This is a genomic window from Acidobacteriota bacterium (assembly GCA_016196035.1).
Classification (GTDB): Bacteria; Acidobacteriota; Blastocatellia; order RBC074; family RBC074; genus JACPYM01.
Genome location: JACPYM010000101.1, coordinates 16290 through 39890, shown reverse-complemented (window position 1 = coordinate 39890; position 23601 = coordinate 16290). Strand labels below are relative to the sequence as shown.

Annotated in this window: 21 protein-coding genes; all 21 read left to right on the top strand. The window is 61.2% G+C overall.

Annotated elements, in window-relative coordinates; genetic code table 11:
* The first annotated feature begins 439 nt into the window (after positions 1 to 439).
* Positions 440 to 826, top strand: coding sequence for a flagellar basal body rod protein FlgB (gene flgB, locus HY011_29080; protein ID MBI3427002.1), 387 nt, complete (start codon positions 440 to 442; stop codon positions 824 to 826).
* Positions 827 to 986: 160 nt separating this feature from the next.
* Positions 987 to 1463, top strand: a complete 477-nt coding sequence (gene flgC / locus HY011_29075; protein ID MBI3427001.1) for a flagellar basal body rod protein FlgC — start codon at positions 987 to 989, stop codon at positions 1461 to 1463.
* Positions 1460 to 1774: a flagellar hook-basal body complex protein FliE gene (gene fliE, locus HY011_29070; protein MBI3427000.1), complete on the top strand. Its 315-nt coding sequence runs from the start codon at positions 1460 to 1462 to the stop codon at positions 1772 to 1774. The genes flgC and fliE overlap by 4 nt, the downstream gene beginning before the upstream one ends.
* A gap of 17 nt (positions 1775 to 1791) precedes the next feature.
* Positions 1792 to 3612: a flagellar M-ring protein FliF gene (gene fliF, locus HY011_29065; GenBank protein ID MBI3426999.1), complete on the top strand. Its 1821-nt coding sequence runs from the start codon at positions 1792 to 1794 to the stop codon at positions 3610 to 3612.
* 205 nt (positions 3613 to 3817) lie between these two features.
* Positions 3818 to 4822: a flagellar motor switch protein FliG gene (gene fliG / locus HY011_29060; GenBank protein ID MBI3426998.1), complete on the top strand. Its 1005-nt coding sequence runs from the start codon at positions 3818 to 3820 to the stop codon at positions 4820 to 4822.
* Positions 4812 to 5636, top strand: coding sequence for a hypothetical protein (locus tag HY011_29055; protein ID MBI3426997.1), 825 nt, complete (start codon positions 4812 to 4814; stop codon positions 5634 to 5636). Before fliG ends, HY011_29055 begins: the two co-directional genes overlap by 11 nt.
* 269 nt (positions 5637 to 5905) lie before the next feature.
* Entirely contained in the window at positions 5906 to 7258 is a 1353-nt protein-coding gene (locus HY011_29050; protein MBI3426996.1) for a FliI/YscN family ATPase, read from the top strand.
* Positions 7255 to 7710 carry a flagellar export protein FliJ gene (gene fliJ / locus HY011_29045; GenBank protein MBI3426995.1) on the top strand — a complete coding sequence of 152 codons (456 nt, stop codon included), beginning with the start codon at positions 7255 to 7257 and terminating at the stop codon, positions 7708 to 7710. The genes HY011_29050 and fliJ overlap by 4 nt, the downstream gene beginning before the upstream one ends.
* Positions 7703 to 12475: a flagellar hook-length control protein FliK gene (locus tag HY011_29040; GenBank protein MBI3426994.1), complete on the top strand. Its 4773-nt coding sequence runs from the start codon at positions 7703 to 7705 to the stop codon at positions 12473 to 12475. Before fliJ ends, HY011_29040 begins: the two co-directional genes overlap by 8 nt.
* A 106-nt stretch (positions 12476 to 12581) precedes the next feature.
* A complete protein-coding gene (locus HY011_29035) occupies positions 12582 to 12905 on the top strand; it encodes a hypothetical protein (GenBank protein MBI3426993.1) in 324 nt (107 codons plus the stop codon).
* A gap of 267 nt (positions 12906 to 13172) precedes the next feature.
* Positions 13173 to 14441, top strand: a complete 1269-nt coding sequence (locus HY011_29030; GenBank protein ID MBI3426992.1) for a flagellar hook protein FlgE — start codon at positions 13173 to 13175, stop codon at positions 14439 to 14441.
* Between the two features lie 401 nt (positions 14442 to 14842).
* Entirely contained in the window at positions 14843 to 16129 is a 1287-nt protein-coding gene (locus tag HY011_29025) for an HDOD domain-containing protein (GenBank protein MBI3426991.1), read from the top strand.
* A gap of 194 nt (positions 16130 to 16323) precedes the next feature.
* Positions 16324 to 17184: a flagellar motor stator protein MotA gene (gene motA, locus HY011_29020; GenBank protein ID MBI3426990.1), complete on the top strand. Its 861-nt coding sequence runs from the start codon at positions 16324 to 16326 to the stop codon at positions 17182 to 17184.
* Positions 17181 to 18194 carry an OmpA family protein gene (locus HY011_29015; protein MBI3426989.1) on the top strand — a complete coding sequence of 338 codons (1014 nt, stop codon included), beginning with the start codon at positions 17181 to 17183 and terminating at the stop codon, positions 18192 to 18194. Before motA ends, HY011_29015 begins: the two co-directional genes overlap by 4 nt.
* 272 nt (positions 18195 to 18466) lie before the next feature.
* Entirely contained in the window at positions 18467 to 19069 is a 603-nt protein-coding gene (locus tag HY011_29010; protein ID MBI3426988.1) for a flagellar basal body-associated FliL family protein, read from the top strand.
* 234 nt (positions 19070 to 19303) lie between these two features.
* Positions 19304 to 19594 carry a FliM/FliN family flagellar motor switch protein gene (locus HY011_29005; GenBank protein ID MBI3426987.1) on the top strand — a complete coding sequence of 97 codons (291 nt, stop codon included), beginning with the start codon at positions 19304 to 19306 and terminating at the stop codon, positions 19592 to 19594.
* Complete coding sequence (locus HY011_29000) at positions 19594 to 20187, top strand: flagellar biosynthetic protein FliO (GenBank protein ID MBI3426986.1); 594 nt, start codon at positions 19594 to 19596, stop codon at positions 20185 to 20187. Before HY011_29005 ends, HY011_29000 begins: the two co-directional genes overlap by 1 nt.
* Before the next feature lie 107 nt (positions 20188 to 20294).
* Complete coding sequence (gene fliP, locus HY011_28995; protein ID MBI3426985.1) at positions 20295 to 21071, top strand: flagellar type III secretion system pore protein FliP; 777 nt, start codon at positions 20295 to 20297, stop codon at positions 21069 to 21071.
* Between the two features lie 113 nt (positions 21072 to 21184).
* Positions 21185 to 21454, top strand: a complete 270-nt coding sequence (locus HY011_28990) for a flagellar biosynthetic protein FliQ (protein ID MBI3426984.1) — start codon at positions 21185 to 21187, stop codon at positions 21452 to 21454.
* Between the two features lie 27 nt (positions 21455 to 21481).
* Positions 21482 to 22249 carry a flagellar biosynthetic protein FliR gene (locus HY011_28985; GenBank protein ID MBI3426983.1) on the top strand — a complete coding sequence of 256 codons (768 nt, stop codon included), beginning with the start codon at positions 21482 to 21484 and terminating at the stop codon, positions 22247 to 22249.
* 107 nt (positions 22250 to 22356) lie between these two features.
* Positions 22357 to 23424 (top strand): flagellar biosynthesis protein FlhB, encoded by a 1068-nt coding sequence (gene flhB / locus HY011_28980; GenBank protein ID MBI3426982.1) that lies wholly within the window; start codon positions 22357 to 22359, stop codon positions 23422 to 23424.
* Positions 23425 to 23601: the final 177 nt, after the last annotated feature.

The following is a 23601-nucleotide window of genomic DNA, read 5'->3' as shown; positions in this document are numbered from 1 at the left end:
CTACGGCCCTGAAGGGGCCGGACTCGACGTCGAATGCGGCCCCGGCAGGGCCGAAAATTCTTCCCGAACCGTTCCGTGGGCGTTGCCCACGGCTATTGAATTACGCCCTTTCAGGGCTTTTCTCGGAGCCAGTAGACTTGTGTAGAAATGAATGCTCGGCAGGTTGCGCTACCCTGGCGTCAAAATCGTGACACTCTGAAGCCGGATTGCCGTGATGCCGACAATCGCCTGTGCACCAAACACCTCCACGCAACCGAACCAGCGCGAGACGCAGCAACACAACGAGCCGACAAACAGCGCCCGGCAACCGGGTTTCACAGCTTTTCTCAATCGCAACCAGCGCGGGCAGAATTCTTTTCAACTGCCCTTTCCATCAAACCTATGCTTGGGCACGGGGGTTGCACAGCCGTTAGGCGATTGCCCCGAAGGTGCTGGTGTTATGGGTTTGGCGGAACTGGATCGCATTACAAATTTACTTACCGATTTTCTGGACGTTCAAAGCCGTCGCGCCGAGATCGTTGCCAGCAACTTGGCCAATGCGGATACCCCTGAGTACAAGGCAAAACGGCTGGAATTCGACGAGTACTTGCGGAATGCCGTGCGCGACGCCATCGCGCCACGCCACGCAGCAGCAGGCGTCACCAATACGGAGGCGTTGCGCGTCGTCGAGCAAACCGAAAACGTCCCCGGCATTGACGGGAATACCGTTGACACCGAACGCGAGATGGCGACGCTCGCCGAAACCGGCGGCAAATTCATGACCGGCACACAACTCTTACAGATGCGTTTCCGCACCTTGCGCGCGGCGATCAAGGAAGGCCGGTGAAATCGTTTTCTAAGCAAGCCAGGATGAGGATGGCGAGACGAGGGATGAAGCAGCAGTGTGACGAAACAAATTTTCTCGGACCTGCCTTCTTCCTTCACCGCGTCATCCTCATCCTGCGTTGATTGGCTTCAGCATTTGTCAGTTTCTCTGGTATCCAACTATGTCGCTCTTCAATGTCTACAAAATCGCCACCCAGGGCATGACCGCGCAGCGCGAGCGTTTGGAAGCCGCCGCCGCCAACCTGGCCAATGCCAATACGACGCGCACGCCGGCGGGGGGGCCGTATCGCCGCCGCGACACCATCTTTGAAGCGGTGCCGGTGGAACAACCCGGCGCAATCTTCGACACCGTCTTTGCGCGCAACCTCGACACCTTTGCGGATGAGGAATTGGAGGCGCAGCCGCGCGGGGTGCAAGCGAGCACGCGGCTGGCCGATGCCAGCGAAATCGTCAAACGTTATCAGCCGAATCATCCTGACGCCGATGCCAGTGGGATGGTGGCGCTGCCCGCCGTAGACCCGTTGGAAGAAACCGTCAACATCATGTCGGCGGCGCGTTCGTTCGAGGCCAATGCGACCGCCTTCAACACCGCCAAAGAACTTTCCCGCGCCAGCCTCAGACTCGGAGACAACGGATGATCGAAGGGATTAGCGCAGCCATCACATCTGTCACTTCGACGGCGACTGGCACAGCCGGACAAGCGACGGGCGGCGCCTTGGGCACGGGCGACGGTTCGTTTGGCTCGTTTGTGCGCGGCGCGGTCGAGCGGCTGGATCGCGGCCAGCACACGGTCGAAGAAGAAATGGCGCGCGCCGTGGCCGGTGAATCACCCGATTTGCACCGCACGATGGTGACGCTGCAAGCCGAAGACCTGAGCTTTCAACTGGCGCTGCAAGTGCGCAACAAAGTGATCGGCGCTTACGAAGAAATCATGCGTATGCAGGTGTAACGCAGCTTTCAGTATTGATGGCCAACCCGTTAACGCAACTCAAAGAAGTTTGGCAGCGCCTTACCCTGGTGCAACGCGCGACGCTTGGGCTGGCGGCGGTGGCGACGCTGGGTCTGCTGGGCGCGCTGATTTATTTCGGGACCGAGTCGGAATACGGCCTCTTGTTTTCGGAGCTGAAAACCAATGACGCGCAGGCGATTCTCGAAAAGCTGAAGACGGCCAATGTGCCCTACAAACTTTCCAACGGCGGCACAGCCATCAGCGTCCCGCAAGAGCGCGTGCCGGAATTGCGCGTGCAAATGGCGGCGGATGGCGCGCTGTCGGGCGGACACGTCGGCTTCGACATCTTCGACAAGAACAGTTTCGGGGCGACTGATTTCGCCCAGCGCGTCAATTATCAGCGCGCGCTCGAAGGCGAGTTGGCGCGCACGCTCGAAGGTATGGATGAACTCGAATCGGCGCGCGTGCATATCACGCCCGCGCGCGAATCCATCTTTACGGAAAAGGCGGAAAAGGCCAAAGCCTCGGTCGTCCTGCGCGTGCGCCGCAGCCGCGAACTTGCGCGCGAACGCGCCCTGGCCATCACGCACCTGGTCGCCAGCGCCATCGAAGGGCTGGAAGCGAGCGATGTTTCGGTGATGGATTCACAAGGCCGCGTGCTGGCCGCGCCCAAACGCGACAAAGCGGGGTGGGCCGATAACGCCGACGAATTCAATTCCCATCTGGAAGCGCGCCAACGCCTCGAAGCCAATACTGCCGCGCGGGTCATTGCCTTGCTGGAACCCGTCATCGGCCAGGGCCGCGTGCGCGCCGAAGTCAGCGCCGACCTGGATTTCAGCCAGGTCGAACAAACCGCCGAAAAATACGATCCGAAATCGGCGGTCATTCGTAACCAACAAACCTCGCAGGAAACGCGCAATAGCAAGTTAGCGACCAACGGCGGCATCGTCGGTGTCAGGGCCAATGATCCGACAACAACACCGGCGACAGTAACGGCAGCAACTCCGACACCGACGCCGGCAGTAGCAACCGCAACGGCGCCGACACTGCAAGCTACGCCCGCGCCCGCGCCGCTGTCAGGCGATCAGCGCAGTGCCGCCAATACCAATTACGAAATTGACAAGACCGTCACGCGCACCGTGGATGGCGGCGGACGTTTGCAACGGCTCTCGGTTTCGGTCGTGGTGGACAATCCCCTCGTCAATGGCAAGCCCGCGCCGCGCCCCGAGGAAGAGTTGAAAAAGCTGCAAGAACTGGTGGCCGCCGCTGTCGGCATCAACACCGAACGCGGCGATCAAATCGCCGTCAAAAACATCTCGTTCGATCAACCCGCGCCCGTCAATCCCACGTTTATGGAGCGCTACAGCTTCTTGCTGCCCAACGTCGTCAAATACAGTTCGCTGTTGCTCGTCGCCTTGCTGCTGGGCTTCCTGGTGTTGCGCCCGGCGCAACAGGCCATTCAAAAGGCGTTGCTGCCGCCACCCGAACAGAAACTGTTGCCGCCCTCTTCGGAAGAGGCGGCCTTGACCGTGGCCGAAGCCATTACTGCTGCCGAAACGAAAGCGCTGGCCGAAGGCACGGGCGAACCACCCGCGCTGCCCGCCGCAGGGGAAGATCACATGACGGCCAATCAAACATCCGTCCAAGAAGCGATCACCGTCACCACGCCGCGCACCGTGGCCGAGCTGGAAGCCGAGATTGCGCGCGAACTCGATTCAAACGTGCCCGAATTGAAGCGCACGCAAGCGATCAAGAATCAATTGATCGAAATGGGCGCGCGCGATCCTGAAATGTTGGCGCGCACGGTGCGGGGCTGGCTGGAAGAGAAAAAACCATAACTGATGTTACGCACTCGAAAGGGAGGCTTGCCGTCTGACGATTTTGCAGCGCCTCCGGCGCTGCAAAATCGTCAAACCTCAAAGCTATAGATTCGTCACGTAACATCAAAAGAGGTCTATCGCAATGCCGGAAGCGTATTCAGCAAACAACTCTGCCCATGATGGCATCTTCGGCGCGCTCGAGCGGAGCGGCCCTTCTCACATCCTGGGAAATCTGAGCGGCGCGCGCAAGGCTGCCATTCTGTGCATGGCCATCGGCGACGATGTGGCCAGCGCCATCTTCAAACACCTCGATGAAGAGGAGGTGCAAAGCATCACCAAAGAACTCGCTTCGTTGGCGCGCGTCACCTCCGAAATGGCCGACGACGTCATCGAAGAGTTCTATCAACTGATGTTGGCGCGCACCTTCGTCGTGAATGGCGGCATAGATTACGCCAAGCGTTTGCTGGTCAAATCGTTCGGCCCGGAAATCGCCAAACGCCTGCTCGACAAAATCACGCGCTCGCTCGAATCCACCGTCGGTTTCGAGGCCTTGCAAAAGGTTGATCCGCAGCAACTCTCCAAACTCTTCCAAAACGAACACCCACAAACGGTGGCGCTGGTGCTGGCGCATCTGGACGCTTCGACCGCCGCCGACACCGTGTCCTATATGCCCGAAGCGGTGCGCGCCGATGTCGTGTTGCGCATGGCCAGCCTGCAAACCATTTCGGCGGACGTGATCCGGCGCGTCTCGGTCGTGCTCGATCAAAAGCTGAAGAGCATCGGCGATATGAACCGCCAATCGGTGGGCGGCCTGCGTTCGGTGGCCGAACTTTGCAACCGGCTGAGTCGCGACGTCTCGCGCAAGCTGCTCGAAGAAATCGAAGGCGCGCAGCCCGAACTCGCGCTCGAAATCCGCAATCGCATGCTGACCTTCGACGATCTGTTGCTGCTGGACGACGTGGGCATCCGCGAAATTCTGCAACGCACCGACAAGAAGGTGCTGACGCTGGCGCTAAAAGGCACCATGCCGGAATTGCAAAATCGTTTCTTCGGCAACATGTCCACGCGCGCCGTCGAAATGATGAAGGAAGAGCTCGATTTCATGGGCCAAGTGCGCGCCAAGGATGTCAACAACGCGCAACGCGAAATCATTGACATCCTGCGCGAGCTGGACGAACAAGGCATCATCAGCCTCGCGGCTGGCGGAGAGGACGCTTATGTCAGTTAAGCTGATCAAGGCGGGCGAAACCCCCACCATCAACCCCTTCAGCCCGCCCAGCGTGGCCAAGACCAATCGCCCGGTGCAATTCGCGCCCACACCCAGCGTTCCGCCGCCGTCACGCCAAGCGCCCGGCACGCCCGCCACCACCGAAGCGCCAGAAACAGCGCCCGCAAAAGCCACCGGCAAGGAACCGGGAAAAGGCCCCGAGTCCACCGTGCAAGTGAAGGAATTGCTGGCGGCGGCTTCGGCCAAAGCTGACGGCATCGTGCGCACCGCGCGCGCCGAAGCCGAACGCCAACTCGCCAACGCCCAGGCGCGCGTCGCCGAACTCGAAGCCGACGCGCGCGCGCGCGGTCTCGCCGAAGCCCAGGCCGTCGCCCATGCGCAAGCGCAAGAGGAACTGCAACTCGCCGTGGCCGATCTGCGCCAGCAACTGACCGCCACGCTGGACGAATTGGCGGGCTTGCGCGAACAGATGGCCGCCCGGGCGGAACAAGACCTGGTGCGGCTCGCGCTGGAAATCGCCAAGAAGGTCGTGCAACGCGAGGTGCGCGTTGATCACGAAATCGTGCTGACCCTGGCGCGCGTCGCCTTGGGCCGCCTGCACAGCCGCGCCAACGCGACCGTGCGCTTGCATCCCGACGACTATGCCTACGTTTGGTCGCACCGCGAACGCCTCAACAGCGAGGGCGCCGTCGAAATCGTCGAAGACCGCACGGTCGGTCTGGGCGGTTGCATCGTGCAAAGTGAACTCGGCGAAATTGACGCCCGCATTGAGCAACAGTTCGCCGAAATTGAACAAGAGTTTTTGAGTGTTTGACCCTGGCTTGGCCGCGCCCTGAAAGGGCGAAATTTAATAGCCCTGGGCAGTGCCCACGGAAAGGCGCGCGTGATTCCTCGACCCTGTCAGGGTCGCATCCGACTTCAAATGCGGCTCTGTCAGGGCCGGGGAGCCTTCTTCACACGCTCCGGGGGCGTTGCCCCCGGCTATTGAATGTCGCCCTTTCAGGGCTTGCAGTTCGCACGCGGAACTCGCGCGCAAGATCAAGAACACCCGCGCTCTCAACATCAGTACCTTTTTTTCTAACTATGGAAAACACCGGCCCGCTCCGCATTACCGCCCCTTTCTCCTCCTACTTTCAACGCTTGGCGAATCTCGATCCGGTGCGGCTGAGCGGCACGATCAAACGCGCGGTCGGGTTGGTGATCGAATCGCAAGGCCCGTCGGTTTCGGTGGGCGAATTGTGCTATTTGGCAGGGCGCACGGGCGAACTGAATACAGTGCTCGAAGTGATCGGCTTCCGCGATTCGACCGTGCTGTTGATGCCGCTCGGCCCGATGCCCGCCGTGCGCGCGGGCGATACGGTCGTGGCGACGGGCAAAGTCGCCGAAGCGCCCGTCGGGCCGAAAATGCTGGGCCGCATCATCAATGCGCTGGGTGAACCGCTCGATGAATTGGGCGCGGTCGAACATGCGGGTTTTTATCCGTTGCATCGGCGTTCCACCAATCCGCTGGCGCGCGCCAACATCACGCAAGCCCTGGGCACGGGCGTGCGCGCGATTGACGGTTTGCTGACGGTCGGCACCGGGCAACGCATCGGCATCTTCGGCGGTTCGGGCGTCGGCAAATCCACGCTATTGGGCATGATGGCCAAACATGCGACCGCCGACGTCAACGTCATCGCGATGATTGGCGAACGCGGGCGCGAAGTGCGCGAATTCGTCGAGCACGAACTCGGCCCCGAAGGTTTGGCACGCTCCGTGCTGGTCATCTCGACCTCTGACGATTCGCCGCTGGTGCGCATTCGCGCGGCCTTGGTGGCGACGGCGGTGGCGGAATACTTCAAGGATGCGGGCGCCCAAGTGCTGTTGATTATGGATTCGCTGACACGCTTTGCGATGGCCCAACGCGAGATCAGTTTGGTGGCCGGCGAACCGCCTTCGTCCAAAGGCTATACGCCCTCGGTGTTCGCGCTGCTGCCGCGCCTGCTCGAACGCGCGGGCAATTTTGGCACCGGCGGTTCGATCACAGCCTTTTACACCGTGCTGGTCGAAGGCGACGATATGAACGAACCCATCGCCGATGCCGTGCGCGGCATTCTCGATGGTCACATCATCCTGTCGCGCACCTTGGCCGCGCGCAATCATTACCCTTGCATTGATGTGCTGCACAGCGCCTCGCGCCTGTTCAATTCTGTCGCGACCAAGCCGCAAGCCGCCGCCGCCGCGCGCGTGCGCGAGATGCTGGCCACCTATGCCGCCGCCGAAGACCTGATCAATATCGGGGCTTATCAAAAAGGCACCAACCCGCGTATTGACGAGGCCATTGCGCAATACGACCGCATCAACAGCTTTCTGCGCCAGGATCGGCAAGAACCGGTCGAATTCCCAGCCGTCGTCGAACGCCTCACGCGTGAGTTCAGTCTTGAGGGCGCGCGATGAAACGCTTCAGGTTCAGATTGCAAACGGTGCACAACTTGCGCGCGCAACGGCGCGACGAAGCCGAGCGCGCCTTGCTGCAAGCCAGTGCCGCCGTCAGCGCCGCTGAGGCGGCGTTGGAAGAATTGCAACGCCAGCGCGCAACGGCGGAAAGCAAAATGGCCCGCGCGACCGGGCAGGTTTACGCCGACGAATTGGCGTTGCAACTGGGCTACTTGGATTTTCTGGCGCAACGCGAACGCGCGTTGCGCGAACGTTTGACGGAACTGGAACAACAGCGCGAAACCGTGCGCACCAGCGCGATTGAGGCCGCGCGGGAAGCCGAAATCACCAGCCAGCTCAAACAACGCCAAAAAGAACGCCACGAGGCCGAAGTCGCGTCAGCCGAACAAAATTTTCTGGACGAAATGGCCGCCAACATCGTGCGGCGCGGCCTGGAGGAAGAAAATGTCTAAGCTGGTTTTTTCATCCGCTCTCACGCCTGCCCTATTCGCCGATAAGCCGCTCGCTGATAAAACAGCGCCGCCCGACGGCAGCGCCAACAACTTTGCCGCGTTGCTGCTCGAACAGATGAGCGAGGGCACGGCAAGCTGGCCGGCAGAAGGCCGGAAGACCAGCCATAACGAACGCGCTGAAGCAGCAACAAACGAACCCGCCACGCCGGAGCCGGTCGCCACGGCCGCAAGCCCGGAAATTGAGCCTGCGTTACAAGCAACAGCATTACAGGAAGCACAATCGGCAACACCACCGGCAACACCACTGGCAGCGGCTGCAACATTGCCGCCCGCCGCCCCTTCCGATCACACCGCGCCAGCAGCGGTCGAGCGCGAAACAGCCGCCAGGCACGACGCGCCACCGCTCGCAACGCCGCCGTTCGTAACAACGCCATCTGGCCCGCCAGCGGACAAATCAGTTGAACCTGCGGGCTTGCTACTGCACGCCGCACCCCAAGCCCAACAACATGCTGCGCCGTTGACAGCGCCCCCGGTGCGCAAGCAATGGCAACTAGACCGCAACCTGCCGCGCGAAACCACGGGGGCCGCCCTTGCTCGTTCGCCCAACTGGCAGCCGGACGCGCAACGCGTTGAGACCGCGACACTCATAGCCAGCAACGAACCCGCAACCGGGATGCCTGACAGCGCACCTGCTGAGCCGCCAGCACTGGCGGCAACCAACCTGAACAACGCCCAAACCACCGTGGCGCTCGTTCAAACGCTACCGCCAGCAACGCCGCTGCATACGCCACCCTTGCCGGTTGAAGCGCACCTGCGCAGTAAGGCAATACCGGAAACCATCCAACCAATGCCGCAACCGGACGGTGGTTTCGCTGAAACGCAGGACACGCCAGCCGCCGAACCCAACCACACTGCGGCGCAGGCGCCTGCCGAACCGCTCAACACGCTGCCCAAGCAACATGACCGCCTGCTTGCCGAAAAAGTCACGCTTGCTCAGCCGCCACAAACGCGGTCAACAATAGATTCGCAAGCCAGCCTGCCCACGCTCAGCAGCTTTGACGTACCGCCAGGCAAAATACCCACGCCAGCGCCACGCACTGAAGCTGCCGAACCGCAGCCTACGCAACTGGCCGACGACGCGCTCAGCGCGGCTGATCAAAAGGTAGACGACGCGCCCAGCACTGCCGCGCTGCTGCCAATCAGTCTTCCGCTGCCTCAGATGGTTGTCACGTCAAACGTCGAACAGCCGTCAATCAAGAACTCCGGCAACAATGCCGAAGTCGCGCCCGGCATTGGCCAGCTTGCAGAAACGGGTGACGCGCCCGCCCCGCAACCAATCGAAGCCGCACACAACGCCAGCCCCACTGAGCAGGCTCAAGCGCCCGCCTTCGAGCGCAACGCTGAGTCGCCACTGCCGTCCCGCGAGTCTGAAGCAGTCTTGTTGAAGCCGCTGACATCCGGCGGCCCCGCCCGGCTTGCAACCGCCACCGACGCGCCAAACGACGCGCCAAAGCCAATGCATCAAGCCGCTCAGCCCAACGCCGGCAAGGCGGCAGTCAGACCACCGGAAGCTTTTGACAAGCTCGCGACTGCCCCGGCGCAGCCGCCCGCTTCGGCCTCTACGAATGGCGCGAATGTCGGCAGACAGACGCCGCGTGCAAACGCCAACGTCGTTTTCCTGAGCGAAAAACTGCCTGCGCCCACGGCTCCTCACGAAGAACCGCCAGCCGCGCCGCCCGACCAGTCTGTCTCTTTCGCCACCGTCCACGCTGCGTCTGAACAACTCGCCGTGGTGGTTGAGCCAGCGGTTGAGACAAACGCGCCTAACGTTTCGGCCACGTCCCGGCAGCCTGAAGTTGCGCCGCCAGACAACCCTGCGCCTTACCCCGGTTTCGCTGCTGCCGGTTTGCCGGGCCAGCCAGTCTTCACCTTTGGCCAACCCGCTCAACGCGCGACGCCGCTTGACCAAGCTGCCATCTCGCCAAACCCGGCGATACCGGCTGTGCGCGTCGCCAAACTGATCAACGCTTCACTCCCATCAGCCGCGCGTGATCGGCAACCAGTTGCAGAACCCGTGCACGAAACGACAGCGCAATCAGAGCGCCCGCTGATTCGCTCTGAGCAGACGCCTGAACAGATGCCTGAGCAGACAAACGATGCCAGCAGCGTTGCAACGACAGAAACCCTGAAGACGCCACTCACAGCGAGCCAAGCCGCGCGCACGGTGCTGAACACGGTGCTGAACGATGAAGCCTCGGTTGTGCCGCCCAACACACTGCCGTATGCGGTGCTGGCCAAGCCGCAACCGGAAGCTTTGCTTGTGGAAACGCCACCCACAGCAGCCAACTTGGCGACACCCACGGCAATGCTCACAACTGCTGCGTCACAGGTCGCGGTGATCAACAACGCTTTCGCGGCGGTCACTGAACAAGCCGCGCCCACGGGGTTAGAGTCGCTGCCAGAGTTAGCCGTCGCGCCGCGCGTGCCCCTTGCGCCGCCCGCGTCGGGAATGACAGAAACGCCTGTGCCTGTTGCACCGCCAGCCGCTTCAGTAATTGCCGCAGCGGCTCAGATCGCAGTGGCTGTTGAGGATCAACTGCCAGACGTGCCTGCTCCCCAAGAAACAACCATTCCGACAGTCGCGCCACAGACGTTCGCCGCCACCACGCCGAACGACGTGGCGGCTGAACCAACGCCAGCCTGGCGCGTGGTGAAAGAAGAAGGCGAACGCGTCCAGCGCCTGCCGTTCACGACCACGCTGAGCGCGCGGGCGAGCAGCCCCGGACAACGCACCTTCCAGTTAGTGTTGCAATTGCCTACGACTGCGGCGCCGCAAACGCAGCGCGCCTTCGAGCACGAGTTGTCCAATCCGGTGGCGGCGGCTCAGCGGCCCACGTTGCAGCCCGTCGTGGCAGCGCCAGCCGCGCTGCCAGTGATCAATTCTCCGGACTCGCCTGATACAGAACCAGCCAGCAGCGCGGAAACAGACGCAGACCAACCGCCGATTCAACCCACATCTGAGCTATTGCCCGAGCCGCTGATTGACCCTGCACAAAGCGCGCAAGGGATCAACCCATTGGCGCAGTGCGAGGTCGCGTCCAGGCCGCCCAGGTTCGGCGTGGAGCTGTTGCGCACAACGTTCTCCGCCATTGAACGGCACTTTGCTGCGGCACTTTCGCAGTCACCCGGCGCGCCTGACACGGCCTTCACCGCAGCGCCCCCGCTAATAAGTGCGCCTGCTTCTGCCGAAAGCGCAGGGCCGGTCTTCAATCAACCAGCCATGAATCAACCAGCCATGAATCAACCAGCCACGCCGCGCGAACGCTTACAGCCACAGTCCTTGCTGGCGGATTTGGCCGCGCTTGAAACAGGCACGCCGGCAGTGACTGCACGCGCGGTTGCCACGCACGTTTTCAGCACGCCGGTGGCGACCGAATCCGCCAGCAGCGCGCCCGCGGCAACGGACGAATGGCTGGGCGAGCGCCAAATTCCTGACCCGCCAGTGTCGCCCTTTAACCCCGCAGGTGTCGGGACATTGACACCAATGCTGGCGGCAGCGGCGCCCAGTGCCGCTCCGGCAGTGGCAATGCAGCCTGCCAACACCAGCGTGCCCGTTTATTTTTCGCCGCCCGCCTCCGCCAGTGTCTGGACGACCAACATCGTTGCCGCGCCCGCGCCAGCCCTGCGGATAACAGCGCAACCAGCCGCGCAAAACGCCAGCGCGGCGCGTTGGACGGCGGCGCTCAAGCGCGTTACGGAACCGGCCTCCCGGCCCGCGCCACCTAACGCGAGCGCGGCTGAATTTCCGTTGCGCGGCGTGAGTCCGCCGCTGCCTATCCCCAACCTCGAAATGTTGCAACCTGAAAACTCAAGCGGGCGAAACAGCGCTTCAGATGTGGGTGCGCCCGTCTTGCCGCCGCCGGAAGCCAGCACGGAACCCGCGCCAACACAGCCCTTGGAACGCGTGGCCGCCCCGCCGCCGGGTTTGACAGGCACAACTCCGCTGCCGGGCGCGACGGGCGATTTGGCGCTCCCACGCGTGGCGCTTGAGCATGCGCGGGCCGTTGAACGCCACACACTATCCCAGCCATCGCCGGAACAGGCGGCGCAACCCGTGACGACAACGGCGGCATTTTCCTCTGAGCTTGCGCCAGCGTTGCGGCACGCTGGTTTGAATTCGTCTGTGACTGCCGCGCCAGAGGCCGCGCGCGAAACCATCCGGGAAAACACCGAGGAACCGCCGCGCAACGTCACCGGCGCTCTTGCGCCGTCGGCGTCCGAGCGTGGCACCGCAGTTGCACAGCAGGTGGACATGCGTGACGTCAATGACGGCCACGTGGCTAGGCAACTGGCCGAACCTTTGATTAATGCCAGCGCCGAACTCGCGCCCAATGAGCCGCGCACCATCCGGCTCAAACTGCGGCCCCGCGAATTGGGGCAAGTGGAAATCGAGTTGCGCTGCGATACGGCAGGCCGTTTCAGCGCCCGGCTGACGGTCGAGCGCGAACAGACGACGCAGGTGTTACGCAGCGAACTGGCCCAGTTGCGCGCCACGCTGGAACAGGCCGGCTTGCAGGTCGGGCAGTTGGACATCAACACCAGCCCCGACCAACCGGGACAAGGCTGGCACGCCGGCGGGCAAGACTCACAACACGCTCCCACGCCTCCAGCCCGCATTCCTGAGGCTGAATCTTTTGACTTCGAGCCGGTACCAAACGGTGGCGCAACCAGCGCCGCCGACAGGCTCATCAATTTGCTCGCTTAGAGCTGTTGCACAACGTCCGGCGGACAGGCTTGACGCCTGCCCCATGTGCAGCCATTCACGGCGGGTTTTAGGCAGCACGCCGCCGCGCGTGCGCAGAGAAAACATTATGACGATCAATCCGCAAGACCTGACCGCGTTGACCACGACCGGCAAGGCTGCCGCCAGCAGCGACACGACGGCGAACAAGTCGCACAAAGGCGTGGACGCGAACACCTTTTTGACCTTGCTCATCGCGCAATTGAAACATCAGGACCCGCTCGAACCGCAGCAAGGAGCGGAGTTCGTCGCGCAACTCGCGCAATTCAATTCGCTGGAGCAACTCACCAGCATCAATGACCGCATCAATCAATTGCTGAATCTGCAAAAACCACAGACATCAACGCAAAAAGCGCAAGCGGCGCTGGGCGACATCTCCCTGCCCGCCGCTTAGCGCGGGTTGCAATTGCAAATACGAGACGGTTGCACCGGGACAGTACCGCGCGCGTCAGCAAGCGGCGCGTCAAGTTTGGCCCAGCAACACAAACGCGCCGTCTCGGCTTGCTGACGCGCGCGGTACTGCCCCACGCCGCGCTTTTCCCGTACACCGAAGTGCAAACCGATCTAATCAATTGATCTCCCGTTGCTCGCAGTCCCGTGTTGCGCATGGTGGCCCTTGTTGCGCATGGCTGTCGTCACGGACTTTCCCGGAGGAATAAACATGGCTCTTACCTTTTCGACCGCGTTGTCGGGCCTGCGGGCCAACTCGGAGGCGCTCGGCGTCACGGGCAATAACATCGCCAACGCCAACACCACGGCGTATAAGGCCAAATCGCTCAACTTCGCCGACGTCTTTCACGATTCGCTCAATGCCAAGCTGAATGGCGCGGGCCTCGCCGTGCAAATCGGCGGCGGCGTGCAATCGGCAGGCACGACCACCAATTTCACCCAGGGTTCGCTAGATGAATCCGGCTCGACGCTCAATGCCGGCATTCGCGGCAACGGCTATTTTGTGGTGTCCTCGAAAAACGGCGACACCGCTTACACGCGCGCGGGCGACTTGACGCTCGACCGCGACGGCCATCTGGTGAATTCGACCGGCGATCTGGTGCAAGGCTATCAGGCTAATAACGGCGCGATTCCGCCGGGCGCGCCGTTGAATTCGCTGCAAGTGCCGCTCGGCCAATTCGCCAGCCCGGTTGTCACCAGCAAAGCTTCGTTCCACATGAATCTCAGTTCGACCGATGCGGTGAATGCCGAATTCCACGCGCCCGTCGAGGTGTATGACTCGCTGGGCGTGGCGCACACGATGGATTTGATTTACACCAAAACCGGCGACGGCGCTTATACCGTCAAGGCCACGCTGGATGGCAACGCCGCACAAGTCAGCATTGACGGCGGCGCGGCGGCGGCGACCGGCAACCTGACCTTCGATTCCAATGGGCAATTGACGGCGCCGAATACGCTGGCCATCGTGCCCGATCAAACCAAACTCGCGGGCGCCACGCTGCCCAGCCTCGACATCGCGCTCTATCAACTCAACGAGGACGGCACGAAGGGGCAAAGTCTGTTGACCAATTACAACGCCACCTCGGCGGTGGCCGCGACCGAACAGAACGGCTTTGCGTCGGGCACGCTGGCGGGGCTTTCGTTTAGCCCCAAAGGCGACGGCGTGTTGATCGCGGTTTACAGCAACGGCCAGACGCGCACGGTCGGGCAAGTCGCGATTGCGACGTTCAATTCGCAGGAAGGCCTGAGCCGTTTGGGCGACAACCTGTATGGCCAAACGGTGGCGTCGGGCGCGCCTTCGATTGGCGCGGCGGGCACGGGCGGACGCGGCGAAATCATCGGCGGCGTGCTGGAACAGAGCAACGTAGACATCGCCAATGAGTTTACCGATTTGATCGTCGCCCAACGTGGTTTCCAGGCGAATTCACGCGTGATCACGACGATCAACCAAACCCTGCAAGACGTGATTCAGATTATTTAGATCGGTTTTCATTTGCGTGTATGGTAAGCACCGCGCAGCGGTACGGTACCGCGATAGTGATGGAGCGGAGCCTGACGCCACAGACCTAACGGAACAATGTCGGAGTCACCAAGGCCGCTCCATCACTGTCGCGGTACTGCTCCGGCGCTCCGCGCTTTACCCTTTACGCAATTGAATCGATCTAGGCCCATAGCGATTGGATGATTGGCGCAAGTACCGCCCGGTTGGCAGCCGGATCGAGCTGCCCGCCTAAGCGCGGTACTGCGCCCTTCACACCGCGACATATTCATAGATTGATTGATTAATTACGCCCCTCGCCACACCTGCTCCCCAACCTTGAGACGCGCACCATCGCGCGCTTGACCGAGTTGACGTTTAGCAAACCAGAAGGTGAGACGGGTATGATCCAAGGTGAAACGCATACCTTGCCGCTCGGCGATTTGATTCAATGGATCGCCCTGACGCGCCGCACCGGCGGCCTGACCATGCGGCAAGGCGCAGACAACCCCTTACAGCTTTACTTTGTGCGCGGCGAGATTGCCGCCGCCTCGGTCGCCGAGACCTTTTTGGCCAGCGCCGAAAAAATTACCGCTGTGCTCTGTGAAGCACTCAACTGGCGTTCGGGCCACTACGCGTTTTGCGGCGGCCCATTGCCGCCCCAGGCGTTGTTTATCAACCTGCAAATCTCGCCTGAGCGTTTGTTGGTGGCGGCTTGCGCACAGCAACAACAGCAACAACAGCAACAACAGCCGGCCAAAACTCCGCCCGCACAAACTGATGATTGGGCTGAAACCGAAGACTACACCGAGACCTTCGGCCTGGCCGACGCCTTGCGCCTGGCGCTGGTTGACCGGTTATTGCGCGAAGATTTCTGTGTGCCGGTGATGCCGCAATTGGCCGTGCGCGTGCTGGAACTGACGCGCAAAAAAGATTACTCGCTGCGCGAACTGGGCACTTTGATCTATACCGATCAGGCGGTCGCCGCGCGGCTCTTGCGCAGCGCCAACTCGTTCAGCTTCGGCGGTGAAGTTCAGGTTTCGTCGCTGACGCACGCCATTCAGCGGCTGGGCGAAACGGCGGTCGTCAACCTGGTGCTCGCCGCGTCGTTGCAACGCCAGCGGCTCGGCCAGGATATTTTTGCCCCCGAACAGCGCGCCTTGAGCATTCATTCCGCCGCCGCCGCCTTTGTCGGCCAAACGCTGGCCGGTTGCATCGGGCTGAATGCCGGGCATGGCTTCCTGTGCGGCCTGCTGATGGATTTCGGCAAAACGATTATTTATGCGCTCATTCAGCAGGTGCGGCGTTCACAACTCAACCCTGGCCCGCTGCCGCGCCCGATTATTGAAAGCCTGGTGCGCGATTATCACCCGCGTGTCGGGCGCGTCGTCGGCGAACAGTGGAAGCTGCCCGTCGCCGTCATCGAGACGATGGCGCATCATCATTGTTTTTTAGAGGCCGCCGCCGAACGGCCTTATGTCGCGCTGGCGGCGCTGGCCGACGGTCTGACCACCTTTGCGCTGAAACAACCACCGGCCAGCCGCGCCCAAGTGCTAGCCAATTTAACGCCCGCGCGCCTGTTGACCCATCCGGCGGCGCTCTTCCTCAAACTCAACGAACAAGGCGCAAGCATCGTGCTGCGGGATTTGCCGTACAACCTCGAGCGCGCGCAGAATTTCGTCAATGATTGATTCAGCGCTGCGGTGTGACCGAGCGTCTTTGACCCACCCTGCTCACGCTGACACCGCTTAAGTCCGCCCGACTCGTTGACGATAAGCAGGGAGAGGCTGTCGTGGGCGGCTTCTCTCTGCTTAGCGTTCTCTCAACGGCAAAGTTTCCGGCGGGCCAGGCGCTGCTTGGCCGCGTTCTCCAAACAAGCAAAGTTATGTTTATTATCATTGGTCTCGTGGTGGTCTTGGGGTGCGTCTTGGGCGGCTATTTGATGGTGGATGGCCCGCTCGGCGTACTCGTGCAGCCGTCCGAATTCGTCGTCATCGGCGGCGCGGCGATAGGTGCGGTGATGACGGCCAATCCGCTCAAATTGCTGATGGTGCTCGGGGCGAAAATCCCGGCGGCGCTCAAAGGCTCGCCCTACAACAAAGACTCTTTCCTCGAAGCCTTGCGCATGCAATACGATGTCTTTGTGAATGCCAAAAAAGGCGGCCTGCTCTCGATGGAAGGCGACGTGAACGACCCGCACAAATCCAGCATCTTCTCGAAATATCCCGTCTTTATGGCCAACCATCATGCGGTGGATTTTTTTTGTGATGCCATGAAAATGCTGGTCAACGGCGCCGCCCAACCCGAAGAACTCGAATTACTCATGGATGCCGAGCTGGAAACGCATCACGAAGAGAGCGCCATCGCGCCCGCCATTCTGACGCGCCTGGCCGACGCCTTGCCGGGGCTGGGCATCGTCGCCGCCGTGCTCGGCATTGTCGTCACAATGCAACATCTGGACGGCCCGCCCGAAGAATTGGGCCATCACGTCGGCGCGGCCCTGGTCGGCACCTTTCTGGGCATCCTACTCTCGTATGGCGTCGTCGGGCCGGTGGCCACCAACCTGGAAAACCTGGCGCACGAAGAGGCGAAATACTACGCCTGTTTGAAAGCCGGCTTGCTGGCCTTTGCCAATGGCGCAGCGCCATTGACCTCGGCTGAGTTTGCGCGCAAAACGATTTTCAGCTTCGACCGTCCGAGCAATGTCGAGATGGAAACCAAGCTGAAGGAGATCAAACCGCGATGAAGGCTGGTCAACAAGCCGCCATGACGCCGGAGAAAAAACCGCGCCGCCGCGTCAAAAAGGTCAAAGGGCACGGCGGCCATCACGGCGGCGCCTGGAAGGTGGCCTATGCCGATTTCGTCACGGCGATGATGGCGCTCTTTCTGGTGCTCTGGCTGGTCTCGCAGGCCGACGTCAAACTCAAAGAATCCATCGCCAATTATTTCAAATCGCCCGGCGTCTTCAGCACCATGAAAGGCGGCATCCTCAGCCGTTCAAAAAACATGAGCAAAGAGCCGAACCCGCAGGACAACGAAGATGCCTTGATGAGCGCGGCGGTGCTCTTGCGCAAGAAATTTCAGAAAAGCCCTGAATTCTCCTCCGTCAAAGACCAGGTCAAAGTGGAAGTCACCGAGGATGGCTTGCGCATTCAAATTCTGGATAAAGCCGAACGGGTTTCTTTCACCAGCGGCAGCGCCGAATTGACCGAGAGCGCCCGGCAGATTCTGACTGAAATCGCCACCAGCATTTGCGATTTACCCAATCCGATCTTTATCGGCGGACACACTGATCGCCATGTTTTTCCGAACGGGTCGTCTTACACTAACTGGGAATTGTCCGCCGACCGCGCCAATGCGGCGCGCCGCTATTTAGAGCACAGTTGCGTCAAGCCCGACCAGATTCGCCGCGTCGTCGGTTACGCCGACACCGAATTGCTCTATCCAAGCGACCCTTTTGCGCCCGGCAATCGGCGCATCAGCATCACCGTCACGCACCTGCGCGCGTCCAGCGTGCCCAAACTTTTCGGCGGCAAGAGCAACCCCGAAGCACCCGAACACAATGCCAGCGCCCAGCCTGAGAGCGAACCGCAGGCCCCAAAAAAATCGGCGCCCGCCGCGCCGGAACCCCAAGAAACGCCCGTCAATACGCCTGCCAAACGCTTAAATGAAAGCAAGCTGCGTAACGAAGGCGTGGTGCCCGTGGGTGAACCCGACCAGCTTCCGCCGGGTGTGCGGCGCAGCAAGGCACGTTAGCGAAGATTCCATACTCCCTTCGTAGCAGCGAATTTATTCGCGCTGTCGCGCCGCGAATAAATTCGCTGCTACGAAGGGAGGGTTAAATCTCCGCAGCGCCTGCCGCCCGGCAAGTGTCATAAATCCGATGCCTGCTTATCGGCTTGCTGACGCCAGACGCCCAGCACAAATTCATCAATACAGTAACTCGTTCAATTACTTGGCCGTGTGAACGAATAAGCCGCGCCCCCGGTGCGGCACGCGACTCGCACTGGCCGAGCACCGGAGGTTGTATGTCTGATTCAGTGGCGACAGAAAAGGCCGGGGCGGCTCCGCCCAAGTCCAACAAGATGGTTATCATTATCGTCATCGCCGTGGTCGTGCTGGCGGGCGCTGGCGGCAGCGCGTATTACTACCTGCAACACAGCAAGGTCGAGGCGAAGGCCGCCGCCGAAAAAGGCAAAAAGAAACCCGCCAAGGGCGACGAAGAAGAACCCGCCGCCGATGAAGAGGCCAACGCGGATGAAGCGCCCGGCAAAAAACCAAAGTCAGCCGCCTTGACGCTGCCGGATGATAGCGCGGTCAAACACGTCATCGAGTTACAGCCGTACATCGTCAATCTGGCCGATGCGGGTGAAGCGCGTTATTTGCGGCTCACCGTCAGCCTGGGTGTCGGCGGTGAGGAGAAAGCGGGCGCCGAAAAACCGGATGCGCTTTTCACCACGCGCATTCGCAACGCCATGCTGGCGGTGCTTACGACCAAATCCTCCGCCGAAGTGTTGACGGCCGAGGGCAAAAACAAATTGCGCAAAGAACTGTTGCGCGCCGCCCGCGCTGCCTCTGAAGAGCCTAAAGTCGAGGCTATCTACATCACGGAATTTATCGTCCAGCTCTAGCTCGGTTTTCACAGCGGTCAAGGGGAAAAGTTACGTAGAGGGACGGTACCGCGCGCGTCAGCCAGCGAGGCTTTGGCTGTTCAGCCAAGGGCATAAACTTGCCGTGCCGCTTGCTCACGCGCGCGGTACCGTCCCGGCATAAACTTGCCGTGCCGCTTGCTCACGCGCGCGGTACCGTCCCGGCACAACGCGCTCCCGTAAACGCAATTGCATCCCGCTCTAACATCAATTTTTATGCGCAAGCCCAATGAAGATGCCATTCGCGCCGCCAACCGGGCGGAGATTCAAACCTGGAGCAACTTCCTGGATCTGAGCGTGCAACTCGCCGTCGAATTGGGCCGCACCAAAATCACGGCTGAAGAAATTTTGGCGCTGGAACAAAGCAGCATCATTCAATTGCCGCGCTCGACGGGCGAAGGCGTTGACCTGATGGCAGGCGGCAAACGCATCGCGCGCGGCGAGATCATCATGATCGAAGACCGCACCGGCGTCCGCATCAATGAAATCATCGCCGAGGAACGCTGATGTGTGTGAACCGCCGCTGGCTGAGATACATTCTGCTGAGCGTGCTGCTCTGCGGCGGTTGTCTGCCCTGCGCCAGCGCCCAGCCAGCGCCAGCCGCACCCGGACAGGAAAACTACGAACGGCTCCCGTTTATGACGCCACCCGCCGAAGCTCCGCCGGAAAGTGCGCCCAGCGCGGGCGGATTGCTGTTGCGCACGGTGGGCGCGTTGTTGCTGATTGTCGGCTTGATCGTCGCGACGGCCTGGGCTTTGCGCCGCTTGAATGGCACTCCGCTGGGTGGCGCGGACAGCCCGGCGGTGGAACTGACGCTCTTGGGCACCCTTCCGCTGGGCGACCGGCGGCAACTTGCGGCAGTGCGGTTTGGCGATCAGTTGTTGTTGATCGGCTCGACCGCCCAGGCGCTGACGTTGCTGGCGGCGCGCACTGAACGACCGCTGTCTTACACGCCGCCCAGGCGTTCGGTGGCGGATTTACTGGCCGAAGAGGAGCCCCGTAATTTTGCGCGCGCGCTGACGCTGGCGGATGAACGGCTCAGGCAACAATCAAATATTGACGCGCACGATGGCATGCAACCGGCAGGCAATGATCAATGAGTGTTCGCACCGGGTTGATACAACAATGGGCACAAAAGCATGGAGTGCGGGCTTCAGCCTGTCTTGGCGCGCGCAGGCTGCAGCCTGCACTCAATGCTCTTTGGCAAATGTTTCGTTGCAAAATCCTGGCCGCCAGGTGGCTGTCGCGCTTGCTGCTGCTGCCGCTCTGGCTTGGTGGCTTGGCCGCGTCGGCTGCCGCCGCGCCTGCGCAAACACCAAACAATCCGGCGCTGCGTTTAGACTTGGCGCAAAACATCGAAGCCACCTTGCCGGTGCAGATCATCGTCCTGCTGACCCTGCTCAGCTTTATCCCGGCGATTCTGGTTTCGATGACGTGTTTTACGCGCTTGATCGTCGTCTTTCATTTTCTGCGCCAGGCGCTCGGTTTGCAGGAAGCGCCCAACAACCAAGTGCTGCTGGGATTGGCGCTCTTCCTGACGATGTTCGTCATGGCGCCGGTGGGCAAACGCATTTACCTCGACGCGATCCAGCCCTTGCGCGCCGGTCAGATTTCCCAGATGGATGCTTTGGAGCGCGCGCTGGTGCCGTTGCGCGGGTACATGCTTAAACACACACGCGAGCGCGATCTGGCGCTGTTTTTGCGGCTGGCGGCCAGTCCGCGCCCCAACGTTCCCGAAGATGTGCCGACGCTGGCGCTGATCCCGGCGTATATGATTTCGGAGTTGAAGACCGCCTTTCAGATTGGCTTCGTACTCTTCATTCCTTTTTTGGTGATTGATCTGGCGGTCTCTTCGGTCGTGCTCTCGATGGGCATGATGCAATTGCCGCCGGTGCTGATCTCAACCCCGTTCAAAGTGCTGCTGTTCGTGATGGTGGACGGCTGGTATCTGATCATTGGCTCACTGATCAACAGCGTGGTTTAGTGGTCAGTGGTCAGTGGTCAGTGGTCAGTTATTTTGTAACCCGCTGCCTGCTGTCTACTGCTGAACAACCACTGACCACTGACCACTGACCACTGACCACTGACCACTGCTTTATGTCCGACGCCCTCATCATGACCTTAATGCAACGCGCGCTGGAAACCCTGATGTGGGTGACCGCGCCGTTGTTGGCGGCGGCCATCGCCGTCGGGGTTATCGTCAGTCTGTTGCAGACGTTGACTTCGATTCAGGATCAAACCTTCTCATTTGCGCCGCGCGTGGCGGCCATCTTTTTGGTTTTTCTGTTGATGTTTCCCTGGGCGTTGCGCGTGCTGGTGACCTTCACGACGACCTTGCTGGCGGATTTCACGCCGTACATCCGCTGAGCGCCGCGGCAGCACGAATAGGTTTGTATGGATCCGATTCTCTTACCGTTGCGGCCCGTCCTGCTCTTTTGCGTCGTGCTCGCGCGCGTCGGCGGATTGGTGACGTTCGCGCCGTTCTGGGGCAATCAGGCTGCCGCGCCACGCATCCGGGCCATGTTGGCGCTGGCCTTGGCGCTGGCGCTCACACCCGCCGTCGCGCCGCGCCTGAGCACACCGCCCACCGACCTGCTCGGCTTGGGCATCGTGATCGTATTGGAGTTGGCCATCGGTTGCGTCTTTGGGTTTGCCGGACGGCTGGTCTTTAGCGCGCTCGATCTGGCGGCCCAGATGTTGAGCCTGCAATTGGGCCTGACGCTGGGCAGCATCATTGATCCCTCGACGCGCGCGCAATCAACGGCGCTCGGCACGATGGCGCAGATGTTCGGGCTGATGGTGTTACTCGGCGCGGATGGTCATCACTGGGTGCTCGCCGCCACCGTGCGAAGCTTTGACACCATTGCGCCGGGCGGCTTCGTGATGAGTCCGGCGCTGGCCGAATTGCTGCTGCGTCTTTCGGCGGACGCTTTGGCGGTCGGTGTAGCCTTGGCGGCGCCCGCCATCGTCGTCTTGCTCACGGTCGAATTCACGCTCGCCCTGGTGGGCCGCGCCGCGCCGCAACTGCAAGTCATGCTGCTCGGCTTCCCCGTCAAATTCATCGCTGGCATCTGGCTGCTGGGCGGAGCGCTTTTCTTCCTGCCCGGCGCAGTGCGCAGCGCCTTGAGCGCAATGAGAAGAATCGTAGTCAGTAGTCAGTAGTCAGCATAAAAACGCCCTGAATTCACACGCGAATTATTCGGTGTAGCCATCATCATTGCTACTGACTACTGACTACTGACTACTGACCACTGACTACTTTTTAAGCAATGGCCAGCGACAAGACAGAAAAGGCTACGCCCAAGCGCCGCGAGGATGCGCGGCGCAAAGGGCAAATCGCGCGGCGTCCGGAATTACCGGCGGCGGCCAGTTTTTTGGCGGCGCTCGCGATGCTCGAAGCGACCGGCCCGGATTTTGTCACGCGCAGTGGCCGCTTGATTACCAGTATCGCCCAGCAGATCAGTCAACCAACGTCACTCACGCTGAGTGCCGCGCACGGAATTATGCTGGCAGCCGCCGGTCATTTCGCGTTGTTGACCTTACCCATCGTCGCCACACTGTTATTAACCAGCCTGGCCAGCAATTTTGCGCAAGGCGGTTTCACCTTGACGCCCGAAGCCTTGCTGCCAAACGCCGAACGGTTCAATCCGGCAGAAAACTGGAAAAAAGTGTTTGGCTTGGATCGGCTGGTCGAGTTGGCCAAACAGTGTCTGGTGCTGGCCGGGATTGGGCTGGCCTGTTACGGCTTGTTCACGCGCGCCCTAGCGCAAGCCGCCGCGTTGGTGGGCATCCGCGCGCCCGAAACCCTCAAAGCCACAGGTGCCTTGATCAGTCAATTGGGTTGGCGGGCCGGTGGCATCCTCTTGGTGTTGGCGGCGCTCGATTACGGTTACGGCTGGTACAAGCACGAACAGTCGCTGCGCATGAGCAAGCAGGAAATCAAGGACGAGTACAAGCAACAGGAAGGCGACCCGCTGATCAAAGGGCAACGCCGCCGCGCCGCGCGCGCCCTGGCCATGCGGCAGTTGATGCAAGAAGTGCCGCGCGCCGATGTGGTCATTACCAACCCGACGCACTTTGCCGTGGCCTTGCGTTATGACCGCGCCAAGAGCATGGCCCCGCTGGTGGTGGCCAAGGGCGCGGATTGGATGGCGCTGCGCATTCGCGAAATCGCTAAGACGCACGACGTGCCGGTCATCGAAAACCCACCGCTCGCGCGCGCCCTCTATCACGAGGTGGACGTGCATAGCGTGATTCCCCCGGAGTATTTCCGGGTCGTGGCGGAGTTGCTGGCCTATGTGTACCGGCAGCGCGCGCAAACGCCCGGAGATTTATAAGACCGCCGCCTTAAGTATTGCGGCGGGAATGCCGAAAAGCGCAGTAGCTCGGTGAAACGTGTCTGAACGCCTGGCAGCGAGACCTTCCGCGTATGCAGTCTGCCAAGTATCCGGTTCAGTTTGTTCATTGGTGTTTTGCCGTGATGCGAACCCCTGGTCCGCTCTGCTCATAGCTAC